Origin of the sequence: Klebsiella sp. GW_Kp181, from assembly GCF_040062315.1 — a bacterium.
Lineage (GTDB): Bacteria > Pseudomonadota > Gammaproteobacteria > Enterobacterales > Enterobacteriaceae > Klebsiella > Klebsiella oxytoca.
The window spans coordinates 49,090-66,895 of record NZ_JBEAFR010000064.1 but is presented as its reverse complement, the minus strand read 5'-3'; the positions used below and the strand labels follow the sequence as shown (position 1 = coordinate 66,895).

Below are 17,806 nucleotides of genomic sequence, written 5' to 3'. Positions count from 1 at the left end.
CCAGCAATGACCGCCGCGCTGCGTTTAAGTTATAACCAAAACAACATGCTAAAACCGGTCAAAACGACGATACAGGCAATATTCAAAAACAGGCCGGCGCGCATCATCTCCTGCTGCTTGATATGGCCGGTGGCGAAAACGATAGCGTTTGGCGGCGTCGCCACGGGCAGCATAAAAGCGCATGAAGCCGCAATGGCAATCAATACCGACAGAATCACAGGCGACATGCCGAACGCTTCGGCCACTGAGGCAAATACGGGAATAAGCAAAGCGGCGCTGGCCGTATTACTGGCAAACTCGGTCAGAAACACCACGAATGTTGCAATCACCAGGATAATAATAAATATCCCCATATGAGCCACCATCCCGCTAATCTGGTTTGCCAGGAACAGACTGGTGCCCGTCTCTTTCAACACATTACTTAAGCAGATACCGCCGCCGAATAATAACAGCACGCCCCAGTCAGCCGTTTTTTCTATATCCTTCCAGTGAACCACCCGGGCGAAATTGACTAATATAATGGCGCCTAAAGCCACAATGGTATCGAAGGATTTAAAACCGCCCAGCAGGTCGTTAATGGGTCCGCTGAAAATCCAGAAGAATACGGTAAGCGCAAAAATAGCCAGGGTGACAACTTTGCCTTTATCCCAATCGACCTGTTCAGTGTTCGTTTCAAAGGTCCCCTTAAGTTCCGGCCTGAACACGAGGTAAAGAATCGCAATAGCGACAGGCAGTAAGACGATCATTGCCGGGAAACCGAACTTCATCCAGTCAAAGAAGGAGAGCCCCACCTCGGCGGCGGCAATCGCATTCGGTGGACTGCCGACGATCGTCGCCATCCCGCCAATGCTGGCGCTATAGGCAATCCCCAGGAGCACAAACACATAGGTCGAATGGCTGTTTTTGCCATCGACTTTACTCAGGATCCCCAATACCAGCGGCATCATCATTGCGGCCGTCGCCGTATTACTGATCCACATTGACAGCAGCGCCGTCACGCCAAACAGCATAAAGACCGCGAGGCTCATTTTGCCCCTCGCCATCGCTAATACTTTATCGGCAATGACTTTATCCAGCCCCTGCACATGCATCGCCGCCGCCAGAGCAAAGCCGCCGAGGAAAAGGAATATCGTAGAGTTAGCGAAACTGTTTAGCGCCGCCTGGGTATTAAATACCCCCAACAGCACGGCCATGACGGGAACCATTATTGCCGTAACGGTCACGTGCAGCGCTTCCGTTAACCATAATACGGCGATAAAAGCGAGCATACTCAGTCCCATGACCACCTTCGGCTCATAGGGTAGCGTGTTGTAGAGAACGATAAACAGAACAATATCGAGCAAAATGATGATGCTGTTACGATTAAAAAACCACTCGTGGGTATTGGTAGGTAAAGGACTCATGTCGTTTTTATTCATAGTAGCTTCCTTGTAACTGGTTACGACTGAATCATTACATGTATATGTCTTTCAGGTATAAATTATGTTCCTGTTCTGTTAACTGGATCGTACCAGACAATTTCCTGGCTGATTAACCTGCAGGGCAGGATATTTTTGGAAAAAGGGTTCCTGATATATATTTTTTATTGAAACGAGAAGGAGCGTCTTATCAGGAATAATTCATCCATCTGAATTTGTTCCGTTGAACAATGTCCCGGTATACCGGCGCTGATATTTTCGCTGGCACCTGAAAATTGCCGCTGGAAACTATCGAATATTTTTGGCAATCCTTTTCTGAAATAGAGATAAAGCAGCGCGTAAAAACGGATAATTCGGCGAAAAACCGGGCAAAAGCGCGCTATTCTGGAAATCGACACGCCCAGGCGGCTAACAACCTTTCCCTCCGGACGGCTAAAAAGCATCTTATATTCCTTTTTGCTCTTAGCGGCAGACAAAAGTTCTTTAAAATGCCAATTTTGCAGCCCTACCATTCAAATCATCTCGATACGAATGGGCAAAATGTTATGTCAGTTTTTCATTCCGTTAGCGACCTGATTGGTCATACTCCCCTGCTGCAGCTTCATAAGCTGGATACCGGCCCCTGCAGCCTGTTTCTGAAACTGGAAAATCAAAATCCCGGCGGCTCGATAAAAGACCGCGTCGCGCTATCCATGATTACGCAGGCAGAGCGCGAAGGAAAATTAAAACCCGGCGGCACGATTATCGAAGCCACCGCCGGCAATACTGGCCTCGGGCTGGCGCTGATCGCCGCGCAGAAAAATTATCGCCTGATCCTGGTGGTGCCGGACAAAATGAGCCGCGAGAAGATTTTCCACCTGCGCGCGCTGGGAGCACAGGTACAGCTTACCCGCTCGGACGTTAACAAAGGCCATCCCGCCTACTATCAGGACTACGCCCGGCGTCTTGCAGACGAAACGCCAGGCGCCTTTTATATCGACCAGTTTAATAACGAGGCTAATCCGCTGGCGCATGCCACCACCACTGCCCCGGAAATCTTCCGGCAGCTGGAGGGCGATATCGACGCGATTGTCGTCGGCGTCGGCTCCGGCGGAACGCTCGGCGGGCTGCAGGCCTGGTTTGCTGAGCACTCCCCTGAAACGGAATTTATCCTCGCCGATCCGGCGGGCTCCATTCTGGCGGACCAGGTCGAAACCGGGCGCTACGGTGAAACCGGCTCCTGGCTGGTTGAAGGGATCGGCGAAGACTTTATTCCGCCGCTGGCCCATCTTGAAGGCGTCCGCAGCGCATACCGCGTCACCGATAGCGAAGCTTTCGCCACCGCCCGCCAGCTGCTGCAGGTTGAAGGCATTCTGGCAGGCTCCTCTACCGGAACATTGCTCACCGCCGCCCTGCGCTACTGCCGGTCGCAGACATCCCCTAAACGCGTGGTGACCTTCGCCTGCGACAGCGGCAATAAATATTTATCAAAGATGTTTAACGATGACTGGATGCGCCAGCAGGGCTTTTTAAGCCGCCCTTCGCGCGGCGACCTCAGCGATTTTATCGCTCTGCGCCACGACGAAGGGGCAACCGTCACCGCCGCGCCGGACGATACCCTGGCGGCCATCCTCGCGCGCATGCGTCTCTACGACATCTCACAACTACCGGTGCTGGAAAACGGCCGCGTCGTCGGCATCGTCGACGAATGGGATCTGATTAGCCACGTCCAGGGCGACAGTCAGCGCTTTTCTCTGCCGGTCAGGGAAGCGATGACCCGTAACGTGGAGACCCTGGATAAGCACGCGCCGGAAAGCGCGCTGAAGGCCATTTTCGATCGCGGTCTGGTGGCCGTTATCGCCGACAACGATCGTTTTCTTGGCCTCATTACCCGCAGCGATGTGCTGACCACCTGGCGTAACCGACTCGAACAGTAAGGACTTCTTAATGACAAATTTGCATACCCTGAGCGTACATAGCGGCACATTTACCGATGAACACGGCGCAGTGATGCCGCCTATTTATGCCACCTCCACCTTTGCCCAGCCCGCGCCGGGCCAGCATACCGGGTACGAATATTCCCGCAGCGGCAACCCGACGCGCCACGCGCTGGAGACGGCGATTGCCGACCTGGAAAGCGGCACGCGCGGCTACGCCTTTGCTTCCGGCCTTGCGGCCATCTCAACCGTGCTGGAGCTGCTGGATAAAGACAGCCACCTGGTCGCCGTCGACGATGTCTACGGCGGCACATACCGGCTGATTGAAAACGTTCGCCGCCGCAGCGCCGGCCTGCGGGTGAGCTGGGTGAAGCCCGACGATCTGGCGGCCATCGAAGCGGCTATTCAACCCGACACGCGCATGATCTGGGTTGAAACGCCGACCAACCCGCTGCTTAAGCTGGCCGACCTCAGCGCCATCGCCGCCATTGCGCGGCGGCACAATATTATCAGCGTTACCGACAACACCTTCGCCTCGCCGGCCATCCATCGTCCGCTTGAGCTGGGCTTTGATATCGTGGTGCATTCGGCGACCAAGTACCTTAACGGCCACTCCGATGTGGTCGCCGGACTGGCGGTGGTCGGCGACAACACCGCGCTGGCGGAAAAGCTGGGCTATCTACAAAACGCGGTTGGCGGCGTGCTCGATCCGTTCAGCAGTTTCCTGACGCTGCGCGGTATTCGTACCCTGGCGCTGCGTATGGAGCGCCACAGCAGCAATGCGCTGCTGCTTGCCGAGTGGCTGGAGCAGCAGCCGCAGGTCGAAAGGGTCTGGTTCCCGTGGCTGGCCTCGCATCCGCATCATCAGCTGGCGCGCAGGCAGATGGCGCTTCCCGGCGGGATGATTTCCGTGGTGGTCAAAGGCGACGATGGCTACGCCGAGCGGATCATACGCAAGCTGAAGCTGTTTACGCTCGCAGAGAGCCTCGGCGGCGTGGAAAGCCTGGTGAGCCAGCCGTTTAGCATGACCCACGCATCGATCCCGCTGGAGCAGCGTTTAGCCAACGGCATTACTCCCCAGCTGATTCGTCTGTCGGTAGGGATAGAAGATCCGCAGGATCTGATCGCCGACTGGCGCCACGCGCTGCGCGACTAAGCAGATTGCCCGGCGGTGCCTGACGCCTTGCCGGGCCAACAAGACCCCCATAGCATCAGGCCGCCGCCCGGCAGAGAATTAAGCGGTCCGCCCGTTCTGGCGTTGCCCCTGCAGAAGATGCTCAACAAAGCGCGTCAGCTTCGGCAGCGGCCGCAGATCCTGCCGCCAGAGCAGGTGAACCGGCCTCGGCTGCGGGGTATACGCCTCCAGCACGCGCACCAGTTTACCGCTCTCCAGCGCATCGGCCAGCAGGACTTCCGGCTGCAACACCAGTCCGGCCCCGGCGATCGCCGCCGTTCGCAGGGCATAGCCGTCATTGCAGCGCAGAACAGCGTCGCGCTTCCAGCGGACGCCCTCCTCGGCGCCAGGCAGCCTCCACTCATTGCGCGCGGTCCACACCGTATGCGACAAACAGAGGTGATCGGCCAGGTCAGCAGGCGTCGTCGGCGTACCGTAGCGGGCTAAATACCCGGGCGCAGCGCAGATCGTCATCCGGTAGGGCGCGAGATATTTTGCCACCAGATCGCTATTGCGGATCTCGCCGATGCGGATCGCCAAATCGAACCCCTCATCCACCAGATCGACCATCCGGTTAGTCAGATCCAGTTCCACGCGCACGTCGGGCCATGCCTGCAGAAACGTGGCGGTCAGCGGAGCAATGACGCAGGCGCCAAACGACGTCGGCGCGCTTACCCGCAGCGTGCCCGCGGGCGCGATCCGCAGCCTCTCCACCGCGCTCTCGGCGATTGAAACCTGCTCCAGGACGCGTTTCGCCTCGTCAAAATAGACCCGCCCGGCGTCGGTGAGGCTCTGGCGGCGGGTATTGCGCTCAAGAAGACGGGTATTAAGCTGCCGTTCGATCAGCGCGATATATTTCCCGACCATCACCGCCGACATCTCGAGCCGCGCCGCGGCGCCGGTAAAGCTGCCGCACTCCACGACCGCAATAAAGGTCTCCATCGCCCGTAGCTTATCCATATTACAAACCTCAGGTTAGTAATCATTTAACTTTCAGCCAGTTTATCCGCTATCTGTTTTATTAAAGAATAACCTCTCATCCGAGAGAGGAACCTGCTATGAAAATCATCGTTATTGGCGCCAGCGGTACCGTTGGCCGCGCGGTTGCGCAAGAATTAAACCAGCGTCATGAAGTTATTCGCGTCGGCCGCACTCAGGGCGACTATCAGGTTGATATCACCTCACAGCAGAGCGTGCAGAGCCTGTTTGAGAAAATCGGTCAGGTAGACGCGATTGTTTCCGCCACCGGTAATCTGTTCTTTGGCCCGCTGGCGACCATGACCGATCGCGATTTCAACCAGGGCTTACAGGATAAGCTCCTGGGGCAGATTCGCCTGGCGCTGACCGGCCAGCATTATCTTAACGATGGCGGCTCGATTACGCTGATTAGCGGGATCGTGGCGCATGAGCCTATCGCTCAGGGCGTCAATGCCACCACCGTGAACGCCGGGCTGGAGGGGTTTGTTCGCGCCGCCGCTTGTGAACTGCCGCGCGGGATCCGTATTAACCTGATTAGCCCCACTGTATTAACGGAATCGGCGGCAGCCTACGACGGTTTCTTCCCCGGCTTTGCCAGCGTCCCTGCCGCCAGCGTGGCTCAGGCCTACCGTCGCAGCGTGGAAGGCGTTCAGAGCGGGCGGATCTATCGGGTCGGCTATTGACCGACACCGCAGCGGGCTGGAGTCAGGCTGCCGGCCCGCGACGGCGCTTACATCCTGTGCCTGCAGCGGTTACACTGGTTCTTCAATTTGCTTTTTTGAATCACTCATGCTGAAGAAACTCGCTTTTATTATCCCGCTTATCGCGCTTATCGCCCTGCTTATCTGGTGGTTCACGCCGCGCTACTCCGCAGAGGACGAAGCGTACTACCGCTCCGTTTTCTGCGTGATCGACCACCAGGATAGCCAGACATTTCTCCGCGATATGGAAAATATCATTGAAGGCGGCAATTCAGATTATGCGCTGCATAAAGCCCATTACGTTCCCGCGCTGGGCCAGCGGATGCTGGACACCTGGCAGCAGCTCACTCCGGAAGAGCAGAAAAGCCTCGGCCAGGATCAGCAGCGCTGCCGCCAGCTGATGAGCGAAAAACAGCGTTCACGCTAAACAGGCGCGCGGCGTAAAACGCAGCGCTGAAAGGAAAGGTAAAACAGAAATGATGTTTCACAAGGTGATGGACAGCCGCAGCCCTCATGACGACTGCGGTTGCCTTTACCAGAAAAAGTAGTTGATCTGGTAGCGACTAGCTCTTATTTTGCTTCTCAGTTTTTAAACGAGATGAAACTGATGCCTACTATTACCGCCAGTAGTATGAAAGAAGCAAAAGAGTTAATGAACTGTGGCAAATACAGAGAAATCGTTCTCAATTTCGATATTGATGCTGACGATTTCTTTACCCTCGCCACCTCACAATCAGCCACAAAAGTAACCATTACGGACAGAAACAATCGCTCATCGGTAAAAGCAGAAAAATAATAAAAACCCCTGAGGCTTCTTATGTTGTTAGCTATTGGTACCATCGCTGTCGCTTTTCTCTCCTCATTGATGCTGATCTGGCTTGACGATCGCATTGCCGACCAGGATTAAACCCCGGGCTGGCGATAAGCCGCCAGAACCCCAGCACTACGTTTCTCTCGCCCGTCGTCAGCGATGACGGGCGATGCCAAAACCGCTCACGCCATTCAACTTCAGCTCCCCTCATTGTGCTCGCCGGACAGGCAAGGATTAGCCTGAATTCAGGCCATAAATAGAAGAAACGTGGGCGGAGAGCGCTCCGCGCCGACCAGCGGCGCGAAGCAAGGCGATTACAGCGATTTCGCCAGGCGCTCGACGGCGGTCATCAGACCGTCAGCCGATACCGTAGAGTAGGAGAGACGCAGCGTGCGGGTATCCGGGTTGTCGTTATAGAACGCTTCCCCAGGCACGTAGACCACGCCGTTTTCCAGCGTTTTCTTCATCCATTCCATGGTATCGAACGGATAGCGGAAGCGAGCCCACAGGAACATACCGCCTTTAGGACGGCTGAACTCCAGATGCTCGCCAAGCTGCGATTCCAGCGCGTCGGCCAGCGCCACGCACTTCTTGCGGTAATCTTCGCGGATCAGAGCAATCTGCTTTTCCAGACGGTTCATGCTCAGGTATTCCGCAGTGATGACCTGCGATAGCATGTTGGTGTGCAGATCCGCCGCCTGCTTGACGATCACCGTCTGCTGCGCCAGCCAGTCCGGCATCACGATCCAGCCAATACGCATCCCCGGCGCGAGGATCTTGGAGAAGGTGGAGGTATACACCACCTGATCGACACAGCCCAGTTCAACCGCGTGCTGATACAGCGGACGGCGCACTTCATCGGTGAAGCTGATTTCACCGTACGGATCGTCTTCAATGATCACGAAGTCGTGCTTTTTCGCCAGCTCAACCAGGCGACGACGGCGCGCTTCGCTGAGGGTCTTCCCGCCTGGGTTGCCAAACGTCGGCACCAGGTAAACGGCTTTCACGCGCGTGGTTTCCAGCAGATCGGCCAGCTGTTCCACCAGCATGCCGTCATCATCGGTATCCACGCTGAGAATATTGGCCTGCGCCAGCTGGAAGACCTGCAGCGCCGCCAGATAGGTCGGGCGCTCAACGACAATCGCATCGCCCGGATCGAGGAGCGTGCGGGCGACGATATCCAGCGACTGCTGCGAACCGGAAGTGATATAAACGTGGCTTGCCGGGCAGTCCACGCCGCGCGCCTGACACAGTTCGCTGACGGCCTGACGCAGCGGCGGATAACCTTCGGTCAAACCGTACTGGAACGCATCGTTAAAGCGCCCGTTCATCACCTGCTGCACCGCCAGGTTCAGGCCTTCGGTATCAAAAAGCTCCGGAGCCGGAATGCCGCCGCCCAGGGAGATCACGCCGGGCAGTTTACTGTGCTTGAGGAGTTCGCGGACGGCGGAGGGCTTAAGTTCACCCGCGCGGGCGGCGAGTCGCCGATCGTGCATACTATTTTCCTTTTCTGTCTTGTTGTTGTGATGTTTTATCTGTTTTTTACCGATAACTCCCCCGGTCGCACTATGCTCACTGGGGCTACGGGTTCGTATGTTCGGTAGCCCGGACAGATGCGCAGCATCGCCTCCGGGATATTCTTCAGCATCCTGCGGCCTTCCCCCGGGGGCGGCGCGATGCGCCTTGCCCGGGCTACAAATGCCGCAGGTGACGAGAACCGCAGCCCGGATAAGGCGCTCACCGCCGTAATCCGGGATAAAATTTAACGGCTATCGTTGTCTTTTAGCACGATTAGCGGCTCAATATCGCTCTCTTTTTTGACCACCAGAGAATCGTCTCCGCGCAGGCAGGTACCGCCATAGTTACCGCCAACGGTAAAGGTGCAAACCTGGATGTATTTGCCATCCACCTTCGGCAGGCACCACAGCTGCTGGTAAATATTTTTGCGATCGAAAAACTGGCCGCTGGTTTGATCCAGCACTTCATCCTGCGGGCCAATCAGATCGATATTGCTGCCGCAGCGGCCTGAGATTGGCTTAACCGCATAGCCGCTTTCCGCCAGCTGCTCGTTGACCACAAAATCGGTATCCAGGAGATAGCGATGATTAGGGAACAGCGACCAAAGCACCGGCAAAATCGCCTTGTTGCCGGGGATAACCGTCCACAGCGGCTCGAAGACTAGCACTTCCGGGCGCAGCAGGACGTCAATCAGACGCACTTCATTATCAGGGTGCCCGGTACGGATCGGCACCGCCGCGTACTCGTCGGCGCTGACTTCGCGCACCTGCTCAATGGCGGTCTCCCATGCCCAGGTTTTCCAGACGCAGTTAACCAGGCGTCCATCGGCATCAATTAACTGCCCGGCGGCATCCCAGCGCAGCTCATCAAGGCCGTAAAGAATTTTGCTCTCGAAACCGGCCTGCGTCAGCGAACGCTGGATAAACTGCGCGTGGTAGTTCTCCTCCAGATCCTTATCCTGCATGATGTGCACAAATGGGCGCGCCCGGCTGTGCTTCCACGCCCCGGCAAGCTCATCGAGCAGGTTTTCCGCCGGGTTATGGCCGGTGCCGCAGTAGCCCTGCTTCAGCCACTGTTCGAGGATCAGCCCGCCTTCGGTATGACAGGACGCGGAGTCGGCGTTGTACTCATACACCTTGAGCCCGCGCTCATCCATACAGAAATCCATACGACCGGTAATCATATGATGGCGTCGGCGCTGCCACGAGAGGCGCAGGCGAGGCCAGAGAATTTTCGGAATATCGAACAGCGCCAGCAGGCTATCGTCCTTCATCACCTTGTCGGTAGCGTGCAGGTACATCAGATGCAGCTCGTTGGTGGCTTTGATGAGCTCCTGCTCGGCGCTTTCGGTAATAGTGAAATACTGGTAAGGGTCTTTATTGATGACGTGGCCGTTGGCTTCGACATAGGCTTTTTGCAGGGAATCTTTCTCGTTGAGCCAATTGCCGCGAAACTGGCCTTTGTTCGGCAACCGCGCGCCTTTAATCGCCATCGCCTCACCCGGCAGCACCGGCTGCGGCAGGCTGAATTCGGTATCGGCGGTTTGGATCATCCAGCCAAGGATTTCGGTATCGGCAAAGGTGTCTTTAATCGTGTAGAGGCCATTTTTCACTTCCAGCGTCAGCTCGCGGGTCCACTGCTGCCCCTGCGGTAGCGGCGAGTGAATCACGTTCTGTTCGGCGATCCTCACCTTGTTCCCTACCAGCTGAGTAATGACCGCCACGTGGCCCGTGTGCTTGAACTCGCCGCCTTTCTGCCAGATCAGCAGCGAGCCGGCGATCGGCGGACGACGAGAGCCGTTGGCGAACGCCTGCAGCGGCAGAATATTGTCGTTGACCACCTCGCGTAAAAAACGCAGGGAGAAAATCTCGTAGGCCATGCCGACATCGGTGAAAACAAAACCGTAGGTGAGGAACAGAAAGCGGCGCGCGAACTCCACGCACTGCCATTTATGCCCCATATACTCATTACCGATATAGCTGCGGAACGTGGCGTCATCCGGATAATCTTGCGGATTTAAGCTACTGTAATTAGATGAATAAATCGCCACGCCGCCCGGTGCGTAGCCTAATAGTGTACCAAACGGGGCGTCACTGTTTGTCGAACCTTTGCTCATTTAGCCTGACCTCAAATTAATGCAGCCCGGGCAGTTGGCGAAACAAAACTCCCTCTTCTTATCCTGCCGCAGGCACTTACCAGACAGAGGTGAAGTGATGATACCACTCATTCGATTCGCTAATCGTGCCCTTAAGGAAAATAAGCCTGCGCCCCCGGGCAAAAGTGATATCGTTATTTGAGATAAAAAATTATCAGGAGCCGACAATGAGCACACCTTCGCATCTGACCGCCCAACCGCTGGTCTGGGGTCATGGGCCACGCACCTTTGAGGTGTTCCTTGAACCCACCTGCCCCTATTCCGTTCGCGCCTTTAATAAGCTTGATGACCTGCTGGATGAAGTTGGCGCAGATAACGTGACGATCAAAATACGTTTGCAGTCTCAACCGTGGCATCTGTTCTCCGGCGTCATCGTCCGCTGTATTCTCGCCGCGTCAACCCTCCCGCACGGCCGCGAGCAGGCGCATAAGGTGCTTAAAGCCGTCGCCGACCACCGCGAAGAGTTTGAGTTTACCGACCACTGTAGCGGGCCGAATATGGACGCCACGCCGCAGCAGATTATTGAGCGTCTCGAACGCTACAGCCGCGTCTCGCTGGCCGCGGCGTTTGCCCGTCCCGAGCTGCAAAACGAGATCAAATGGCATAGCAAATACGCCCGCCAGAACGGCATCCACGTGTCGCCGACCTTTATGGTTAATGGCCTGGTGCAGGCGGATCTCGGCAGCGGCGACGACGTCAGCGTATGGGCCGCGCGGATTCTGGCTTAGACCGGCGCTCCGGCACGGTAACGTCACGACTTCAACACCTCACTAAAAAGGCAGATCAGCATGTCAGAGAATAACTACCAGCCACCTAAAGTGTGGGAATGGAAGCAAAACAACGGCGGCGCATTCGCCAATATCAACCGCCCGGTCTCCGGCGCAACGCACGAGCGGGAACTGCCGGTGGGCGCGCATCCGCTTCAGCTCTATTCGCTGGGGACGCCCAACGGCCAGAAGGTGACCATCATGCTGGAAGAGCTGCTGGCGTTAGGCGTTAGCGGCGCGGAATATGACGCCTGGCTGATTCGCATCGGTGAAGGCGATCAGTTCTCCAGCGGCTTTGTGGAGGTTAATCCAAACTCAAAAATCCCGGCGCTCCGCGACCATTCCACCACTCCGCCGACCCGCGTTTTTGAATCCGGCAGCATCCTGCTCTATCTGGCGGAAAAGTTCGGTTTCTTCCTGCCAAAAGATCCGGCAGGCCGCACTGAAACCCTCAACTGGCTGTTCTGGCTGCAGGGCGCGGCCCCGTTCCTCGGCGGCGGCTTTGGCCACTTCTTTAGCTATGCGCCGGTGAAAATCGAATACGCGATAGACCGCTTTACGATGGAAGCCAAACGCCAGCTTGACGTGCTGGACAAGCAGCTTGCCCGCGGTCGTTTTGTGGCGGGAGAAGAGTACACCATCGCCGATATGGCCATCTGGCCGTGGTACGGCAACGTGGTGCTGGGGAATGTCTATAATGCCGCCGAATTCCTTGATGCCGGAAGCTATAAAAACGTGCTGCGTTGGGCGCAGGATGTTGGCAATCGCCCCGCCGTACAGCGTGGACGCATGGTTAACCGTACCTCTGGCCCGCTCAATGAGCAGCTTCATGAGCGCCATGCCGCCAGCGACTTCGAAACGCAAACCGAAGATAAGCGCCAGGCGTAACGCTCTGGCCCACCGGAGGCGCCGCCTCCGGTTTTTAGCTTTCCAGCCGATAGCCCGCCATAAAGTAGCGCATCGCGGTCGAAGAACCGCCCTCTTTGAAGAAGTCCATCACCATGTCTCTTTCCAGGCCATAGCGACGAGTGAGGATCCCCGCTTCCCAGGCGCTGAGCTGGCGGTCGCCGGTTTTTTCAAACATGCGGTGCGAGTAGCCGAGCACAAACCCGCGTTTATAGTCGGTGCAAAAATTCGCCGCATGCGCGGCGGTGTCAGCATGGGATGCCTGTAGCCCCGCCATTAAGCCTTTTCCAAAATGATTTTCCATCGCGCTCTCCCAATCGTTATATAATAAATTATATAGCGATTTTTTGAGCGAGCGGTAGCGCTATTTATGGCGTTTGCGCTAGCGTAAATACTTTTCAAACCACGCCAGCGTACGTTGCCAGGCCAGGTCAGCCGCAGCCCGATCGTAGCGCGGCGTGGAATCATTATGAAAGCCGTGATTCACGCCCTGATAGAGATAGGCCTCGTAGACTTTATTATGCACCTTCAGCGCCTGTTCATAGGCGGGCCAGCCTTCATTAATGCCGCTATCGAGTCCGGCGTAATGCAGCAGCAGCGGCGCTTTAATTTTATCGACCTCCTTCAACGGCGGCTGGCGGCCGTAAAACGGCACCGCGCAGGCCAGCTCCGGGATCGCCACCGCCGCCGCGTTGCTGACGCCGCCGCCGTAGCAAAAACCGGTGATACCGACCTTCCCCGTCGCCTGCGGATGCTTCGCCATAAATTCGACCGCCGCAAAAAAGTCATTCATCAGCTTCACGGGATCGACTTTCTGCTGTAGCGCGCGGCCTTCATCATCATTCCCCGGATAGCCGCCGACGGAGCTCAGGCCATCCGGCGCCAGCGCGATATACCCCGCTTTCGCTACCCGCCGGGCTACGTCTTCAATATAGGGGTTCAGGCCGCGGTTCTCATGAACCACCACCACGGCGGGCGCTTTGTCGGCTATTTTCGTCGGCGTCACCAGGTAAGCCCGCACTTCGCCGTGGCCATCAGGAGAGGGATAATGAATATACTCCGGGCGGATATCCGGGTCGGTGAACGGTACCTGCTCTGCCAGGGCATAGTCGGGCTTCAGCAGATTAAACAGCGCCAGCGCGGTCATCCCGCCGACGGTATATTTCCCCGCCAGCTGGAGAAACTCGCGTTTGCTGATTTTGCCGTGGGCATAGTAGTCATAATACTCGAGCAGCTGCTGCGGGAAATCTTTGGCCGTTAATCGCGTCATCACCCTGCCTCCGTTGTTAAGCGCCCTTTAAGCAAAGCAGAAGCCCGGACATACGCCAGCGCAGAAAAGCAGAAACGGGGAGAAAAAAGCCCAGCGGCTAACGCCGCCGGGAGAGAAGGGATCAGTGTTTCACTTTGGTCAGACGATCGAGGTAGCCCATAACAAAGGCCGAGAGCACAAAGGTCAGGTGGATGATGACGTACCACATCAGCTTATTGTCCGGGACGTTTTTCGCATCCATAAACACCCGCAGCAGGTGAATAGAGGAGATCGCCACGATGGAGGCGGCAACCTTATTTTTCAGCGACGTCGCGTCCATTTTGCCCAGCCAGCTGAGTTTTTCTTTACCCTCGTTAATATCCAGCTGCGAGACAAAATTTTCATACCCGGAGAACATCACCATCACCAGCAAACCGCCCACCAGGGTCATATCCACCAGCGACAGCAGGGTCAGAATCATATCCGACTCACTGACGCTAAAAATATGCGGCAGTATGTGGAAGATCTCCTGAAAAAATTTGATGGTCAGCGCAATCAGACCGAGCGAGAGGCCAAAATAAACCGGCGCCAGCAGCCAGCGCGAGGCGTACATAGCATTTTCCAGAAAGCGTTCCATAAGATCCTGTCAGTTAACATAAACGGCCGCCATTATATCGCAACAGGGTAACGTTATAGCAACAGGCGTCCAACAAGAGGGCGATTCCTGAAGATAAAAAAAGCTGGCGCAAGGCCAGCCTGAGGAGATGCGTGGAAAGGGGGGATTACTTCGCTTTGACGGTTTCTTCGCCCACCAGACCAATCTTCAGATAACCCGCCTGATGCAGGGTATCCATAACTTTCATCATCGTCTCGTAGTCCACGGTTTTATCCGCACGGAAGAAGACCGTGGTGTCTTTCTTACCTTCGGTCAGCGCATCCAGAGACGCAATCATGTTCTCGTCAGTAATGGGGTCATTGCCGAGGAACATGGTTTTGTCCGCCTTCACCGACAGATAGATCGGTTTTTCCGGACGCGGCTGCGGCTGGCTGGAGGACGCAGGCAGATTGACCTTCACGTCAACGGTCGCCAGCGGCGCCGCCACCATAAAGATGATCAGCAGCACCAGCATGACGTCGATAAACGGCGTCACGTTGATGTCGTGCATTTCGCCGTTATCATCGAGGTTTTCGTTAAAATGCATCGCCATAGAGCATCAACCTACGCGTAATTTCTGGGCGGTACGTACCGGCTTAACGCCGCTGGCGCTCAGGTCCAGATCGCGGCTTTGCAGCAGCAGAACCTGGGCGGCGACATCGCCAAGGGACGCTTTGTAGCTGGCAATCATTCGGGCGAAAATGTTATAGATGACGACCGCCGGAATCGCAGCGAACAGGCCGATTGCCGTGGCCAGCAGCGCTTCCGCGATGCCCGGAGCAACAACCGCCAGGTTAGTGGTCTGGGTCTGGGCAATCCCGATAAAGCTGTTCATGATGCCCCAGACGGTACCAAACAGGCCGACGAACGGGGAAATCGCGCCGATGGTCGCCAGATAACCGTTGCCGCGTCCCATGTAACGACCTACCGCCGCGACGCGACGCTCCAGGCGGAAACCGGTACGCTCTTTAATGCCTTCGTTATCTTCAGAACCCGCAGAAAGTTCAAGCTCATTTTGCGCTTCGTTGATCAGTTGCGAGGTCAGGCTTTTCGCATCGAAACCGTTAGCGATATCGCTGGCCTGGTCGAGAGAGCGTGCTTCAGCAACCAGCTGCTGTTCGCGCTTGAGGCGGCGCTTGCTGGCCAGGATTTCTGCGCCTTTGCCGAAAAAGATAGCCCATGTAACGACCGACGCCAGAATCAGGCCGATCATCACTACCTTAACGACAATATCGGCATGATGATACATGCCCCAAACGGAGAGATCCGCCTGCATCAAATTATTACCCACACTGTATCTCCAGGACGTAAATCACAAAATCTGCGCACAATAATATCAAAACGACATCGAATTGATAGTGGTTCTCATTAGTATTTACACTGTGCAGCAAATCACGTTTATTTTCCTTGCGCTTACGCAGTAAAAAAGTTGCTGACCCCGCGGTTAGTAAAATTTTTACCTGTATCCGCCGCGACCCGGTACATCAACGGGCATTCATGATAGTTTAGACGTCCAGACGTATAAAAACAGGTTATCTGAACATGGCTGATAAACATCTTGATACTGCGCTGGTTCATGCCGGGCGCAGCAAAAAATATACTCAGGGCTCGGTCAACAGCGTGATTCAGCGCGCGTCATCGCTGGTTTTCGACACCGTCGAAGCGAAAAAGCACGCCACCCGCAACCGCGCCAAAGGCGAACTGTTCTACGGTCGTCGCGGGACGCTAACCCACTTCTCCCTGCAGGAAGCGATGTGCGAACTGGAAGGCGGCGCCGGCTGCGCCCTCTTCCCCTGCGGCGCAGCGGCGGTCGCAAATACTATCCTGGCGTTCGTCGAGCAGGGCGATCATATTCTGGTAACCAACACCGCCTACGAGCCGACCCAGGATTTCTGCACTAAGATCCTCGCCAAACTCGGCGTAACCACCGGCTGGTTCGACCCGCTTATCGGCGGCGATATCGCCCGTCTGGTACAGCCGAATACCCGAGTGGTATTCCTCGAATCGCCCGGCTCCATCACCATGGAAGTCCATGATGTCCCGGCGATCGTCGCGGCGGTGCGCAGCGTCGCTCCGCAAGCCATCATTATGATCGATAACACCTGGGCGGCGGGAGTACTGTTCAAAGCGCTGGAGTTTGGTATCGATATCTCTATTCAGGCCGGAACCAAGTACCTGATCGGCCATTCCGATGCGATGGTCGGCACTGCGGTGTCCAATGAGCGCTGTTGGGCGCAGCTGCGGGAAAATGCCTACCTGATGGGGCAAATGGTGGATGCCGATACCGCCTATATGACCAGCCGCGGCCTGCGCACCCTGGCCGTCCGCCTGCGTCAGCATCATGAGAGTAGCCTGCAGATTGCCGAATGGCTGGCACAGCATCCACAGGTAGCGCGCGTGAATCATCCCGCTCTGCCCGGCAGCAAAGGCCATGAGTACTGGAAGCGGGACTTCACCGGTAGCAGCGGTCTGTTCTCTTTCGTGCTGAACAAACGCCTGAGCGATGCCGAGCTGTCCGCCTACCTCGACCACTTCAGCTTGTTCAGCATGGCCTACTCCTGGGGCGGCTTTGAATCGCTGATTTTAGCCAATCAGCCGGAACACATTGCCGCAATCCGTCCTGATGCTGAAGTTGACTTCAGCGGCACGCTAATTCGGGTACATATCGGATTAGAAAATGTTACCGATCTGCTGGATGATTTAGCGGCGGGCTTCGCGCGTATCGTGTAAAGTGACAGTCAGTGGCAACAATAGCGGACGTTTTTAAGAAAAGCGGCCGCTTTAGTTGCGCCCGGGATCAAGGTGCTCGGGCCTCTTCAGGAGTACACTAAATAAAAAACACGGTACCACTTAGGAAAGTCCATGGTTGTCATTCAAGAAATCGTCGCCGCTCTGTGGCAGCATGATTTTGCCGCGTTGGCAAACCCCCACGTTGTGGGCGTTGTATATCTGGTCATGTTCGCAACCCTGTTTCTGGAAAACGGTCTGCTGCCCGCCTCGTTTTTACCGGGCGATAGCCTGCTGCTGCTCGCCGGCGCGCTCATCGCCAAAGGCGTGATGGACTTTGTACCGACTGTCGCTATCTTAACCGCTGCAGCCAGCCTCGGCTGCTGGCTGAGCTATATTCAGGGGCGCTGGCTGGGTAATACCGCCACGGTTAAGCGCTGGCTTGGGCATCTGCCGCATAAATACCATCAGCGGGCAACCTGCATGTTTGACAAGCACGGCCTGCTGGCGCTGCTGGCCGGACGCTTCCTGGCGTTTGTTCGCACCCTTCTGCCAACCATGGCGGGCATTTCCGGGCTGCCGAACCGCCGCTTCCAGTTTTTCAACTGGCTGAGCGCGCTGCTGTGGGTTGGGGTAGTTACCGGTCTGGGCTATGCGTTGAGTATGATTCCCTTCGTAAAACGTCATGAAGATCAGGTCATGACCTGCCTGATGATTCTGCCTATCGCGCTGCTGATAGCCGGGCTGCTCGGTACAGTTATCGTGGTGATTAAAAAGAAATACTGCAACGCCTGATAGGGTGCCAGGGCGGCGAGGATTTGCCGCCCTGAG

At 56.2% G+C, this 17,806-nt stretch carries 20 protein-coding genes; 9 read left to right on the top strand and 11 right to left on the bottom strand.

Annotated features, from left to right (window positions below; all coding sequences use genetic code 11):
* Nucleotides 1-29: 29 nt before the first annotated feature.
* The gene (locus ABLV11_RS16545) at nt 30-1,418 is read right to left on the bottom strand and encodes a DASS family sodium-coupled anion symporter (RefSeq protein ID WP_023321641.1); all 1,389 of its coding nucleotides are present in this window, start codon (nt 1,416-1,418) and stop codon (nt 30-32) included.
* Nucleotides 1,419-1,582: 164 nt separating this feature from the next.
* Nucleotides 1,583-1,930 carry a hypothetical protein gene (locus tag ABLV11_RS16540; RefSeq protein WP_224329750.1) on the bottom strand — a complete coding sequence of 116 codons (348 nt, stop codon included), beginning with the start codon at nt 1,928-1,930 and terminating at the stop codon, nt 1,583-1,585.
* A 33-nt stretch (nt 1,931-1,963) separates the two neighbouring features.
* Here ABLV11_RS16540 and ABLV11_RS16535 point away from each other — a divergent pair, with 33 nt between their 5' ends.
* Both ABLV11_RS16535 and ABLV11_RS16530 read left to right on the top strand, forming a co-directional pair.
* Nucleotides 1,964-3,334, top strand: coding sequence for a cystathionine beta-synthase (locus tag ABLV11_RS16535; RefSeq protein WP_123829961.1), 1,371 nt, complete (start codon nt 1,964-1,966; stop codon nt 3,332-3,334).
* Nucleotides 3,335-3,344: 10 nt separating this feature from the next.
* Nucleotides 3,345-4,490, top strand: coding sequence for a PLP-dependent aspartate aminotransferase family protein (locus tag ABLV11_RS16530; protein WP_023330036.1), 1,146 nt, complete (start codon nt 3,345-3,347; stop codon nt 4,488-4,490).
* 78 nt (nt 4,491-4,568) lie between these two features.
* Here the strand turns inward: ABLV11_RS16530 and ABLV11_RS16525 are convergent, their stop codons facing one another.
* The gene (locus tag ABLV11_RS16525; protein WP_224329748.1) at nt 4,569-5,468 is read right to left on the bottom strand and encodes a LysR family transcriptional regulator; all 900 of its coding nucleotides are present in this window, start codon (nt 5,466-5,468) and stop codon (nt 4,569-4,571) included.
* Between the two features lie 98 nt (nt 5,469-5,566).
* Between ABLV11_RS16525 and ABLV11_RS16520 the strand changes: the two genes are divergently transcribed.
* The 3 genes from ABLV11_RS16520 to ABLV11_RS16510 all read left to right on the top strand — a co-directional run bounded on the left by ABLV11_RS16520 (nt 5,567) and on the right by ABLV11_RS16510 (nt 6,983).
* Complete coding sequence (locus ABLV11_RS16520; RefSeq protein ID WP_004105785.1) at nt 5,567-6,169, top strand: short chain dehydrogenase; 603 nt, start codon at nt 5,567-5,569, stop codon at nt 6,167-6,169.
* Between the two features lie 106 nt (nt 6,170-6,275).
* Nucleotides 6,276-6,614 carry a hypothetical protein gene (locus tag ABLV11_RS16515; RefSeq protein ID WP_004105787.1) on the top strand — a complete coding sequence of 113 codons (339 nt, stop codon included), beginning with the start codon at nt 6,276-6,278 and terminating at the stop codon, nt 6,612-6,614.
* Between the two features lie 180 nt (nt 6,615-6,794).
* The gene (locus ABLV11_RS16510) at nt 6,795-6,983 is read left to right on the top strand and encodes a hypothetical protein (protein ID WP_004105789.1); all 189 of its coding nucleotides are present in this window, start codon (nt 6,795-6,797) and stop codon (nt 6,981-6,983) included.
* Between the two features lie 329 nt (nt 6,984-7,312).
* On the opposite strand, the gene ABLV11_RS16505 is transcribed toward ABLV11_RS16510, so the two are convergent.
* From ABLV11_RS16505 to ABLV11_RS16495, 3 genes are all read right to left on the bottom strand, one after another.
* Nucleotides 7,313-8,494, bottom strand: coding sequence for a PLP-dependent aminotransferase family protein (locus ABLV11_RS16505; protein WP_004105794.1), 1,182 nt, complete (start codon nt 8,492-8,494; stop codon nt 7,313-7,315).
* Nucleotides 8,495-8,760: 266 nt separating this feature from the next.
* On the bottom strand, nt 8,761-10,632 hold the full coding sequence (gene gss / locus ABLV11_RS16500; protein WP_224329746.1) for a bifunctional glutathionylspermidine amidase/synthase: 1,872 nt from the start codon (nt 10,630-10,632) through the stop codon (nt 8,761-8,763).
* Nucleotides 10,633-10,708: 76 nt separating this feature from the next.
* Nucleotides 10,709-10,816 carry a hypothetical protein gene (locus ABLV11_RS16495; protein WP_340689373.1) on the bottom strand — a complete coding sequence of 36 codons (108 nt, stop codon included), beginning with the start codon at nt 10,814-10,816 and terminating at the stop codon, nt 10,709-10,711.
* 22 nt (nt 10,817-10,838) lie between these two features.
* Between ABLV11_RS16495 and ABLV11_RS16490 the strand changes: the two genes are divergently transcribed.
* Nucleotides 10,839-11,399 (top strand): thioredoxin domain-containing protein, encoded by a 561-nt coding sequence (locus tag ABLV11_RS16490; protein WP_004115608.1) that lies wholly within the window; start codon nt 10,839-10,841, stop codon nt 11,397-11,399.
* A 60-nt stretch (nt 11,400-11,459) separates the two neighbouring features.
* Nucleotides 11,460-12,326 carry a glutathione-dependent disulfide-bond oxidoreductase gene (yghU, locus tag ABLV11_RS16485; protein ID WP_004105799.1) on the top strand — a complete coding sequence of 289 codons (867 nt, stop codon included), beginning with the start codon at nt 11,460-11,462 and terminating at the stop codon, nt 12,324-12,326.
* A 34-nt stretch (nt 12,327-12,360) separates the two neighbouring features.
* On the opposite strand, the gene ABLV11_RS16480 is transcribed toward yghU, so the two are convergent.
* The 5 genes from ABLV11_RS16480 to exbB form a co-directional block, all read right to left on the bottom strand.
* Nucleotides 12,361-12,648: a DUF2623 family protein gene (locus tag ABLV11_RS16480; protein ID WP_004105801.1), complete on the bottom strand. Its 288-nt coding sequence runs from the start codon at nt 12,646-12,648 to the stop codon at nt 12,361-12,363.
* Between the two features lie 78 nt (nt 12,649-12,726).
* Entirely contained in the window at nt 12,727-13,614 is an 888-nt protein-coding gene (yghX, locus tag ABLV11_RS16475; RefSeq protein WP_224329745.1) for a YghX family hydrolase, read from the bottom strand.
* Nucleotides 13,615-13,735: 121 nt separating this feature from the next.
* Nucleotides 13,736-14,230, bottom strand: coding sequence for a TIGR00645 family protein (locus tag ABLV11_RS16470; protein WP_004105804.1), 495 nt, complete (start codon nt 14,228-14,230; stop codon nt 13,736-13,738).
* A 145-nt stretch (nt 14,231-14,375) separates the two neighbouring features.
* The gene (exbD, locus tag ABLV11_RS16465; protein WP_004105810.1) at nt 14,376-14,801 is read right to left on the bottom strand and encodes a TonB system transport protein ExbD; all 426 of its coding nucleotides are present in this window, start codon (nt 14,799-14,801) and stop codon (nt 14,376-14,378) included.
* A 6-nt stretch (nt 14,802-14,807) separates the two neighbouring features.
* Nucleotides 14,808-15,539, bottom strand: a complete 732-nt coding sequence (gene exbB, locus ABLV11_RS16460) for a tol-pal system-associated acyl-CoA thioesterase (protein ID WP_004105812.1) — start codon at nt 15,537-15,539, stop codon at nt 14,808-14,810.
* Between the two features lie 251 nt (nt 15,540-15,790).
* On the opposite strand from exbB, the gene metC reads away from it, so the two are divergent.
* Complete coding sequence (gene metC, locus ABLV11_RS16455) at nt 15,791-16,978, top strand: cystathionine beta-lyase (RefSeq protein WP_004105814.1); 1,188 nt, start codon at nt 15,791-15,793, stop codon at nt 16,976-16,978.
* 132 nt (nt 16,979-17,110) lie between these two features.
* Complete coding sequence (gene yghB / locus ABLV11_RS16450; RefSeq protein ID WP_004105816.1) at nt 17,111-17,770, top strand: DedA family general envelope maintenance protein YghB; 660 nt, start codon at nt 17,111-17,113, stop codon at nt 17,768-17,770.
* Nucleotides 17,771-17,806: the final 36 nt, after the last annotated feature.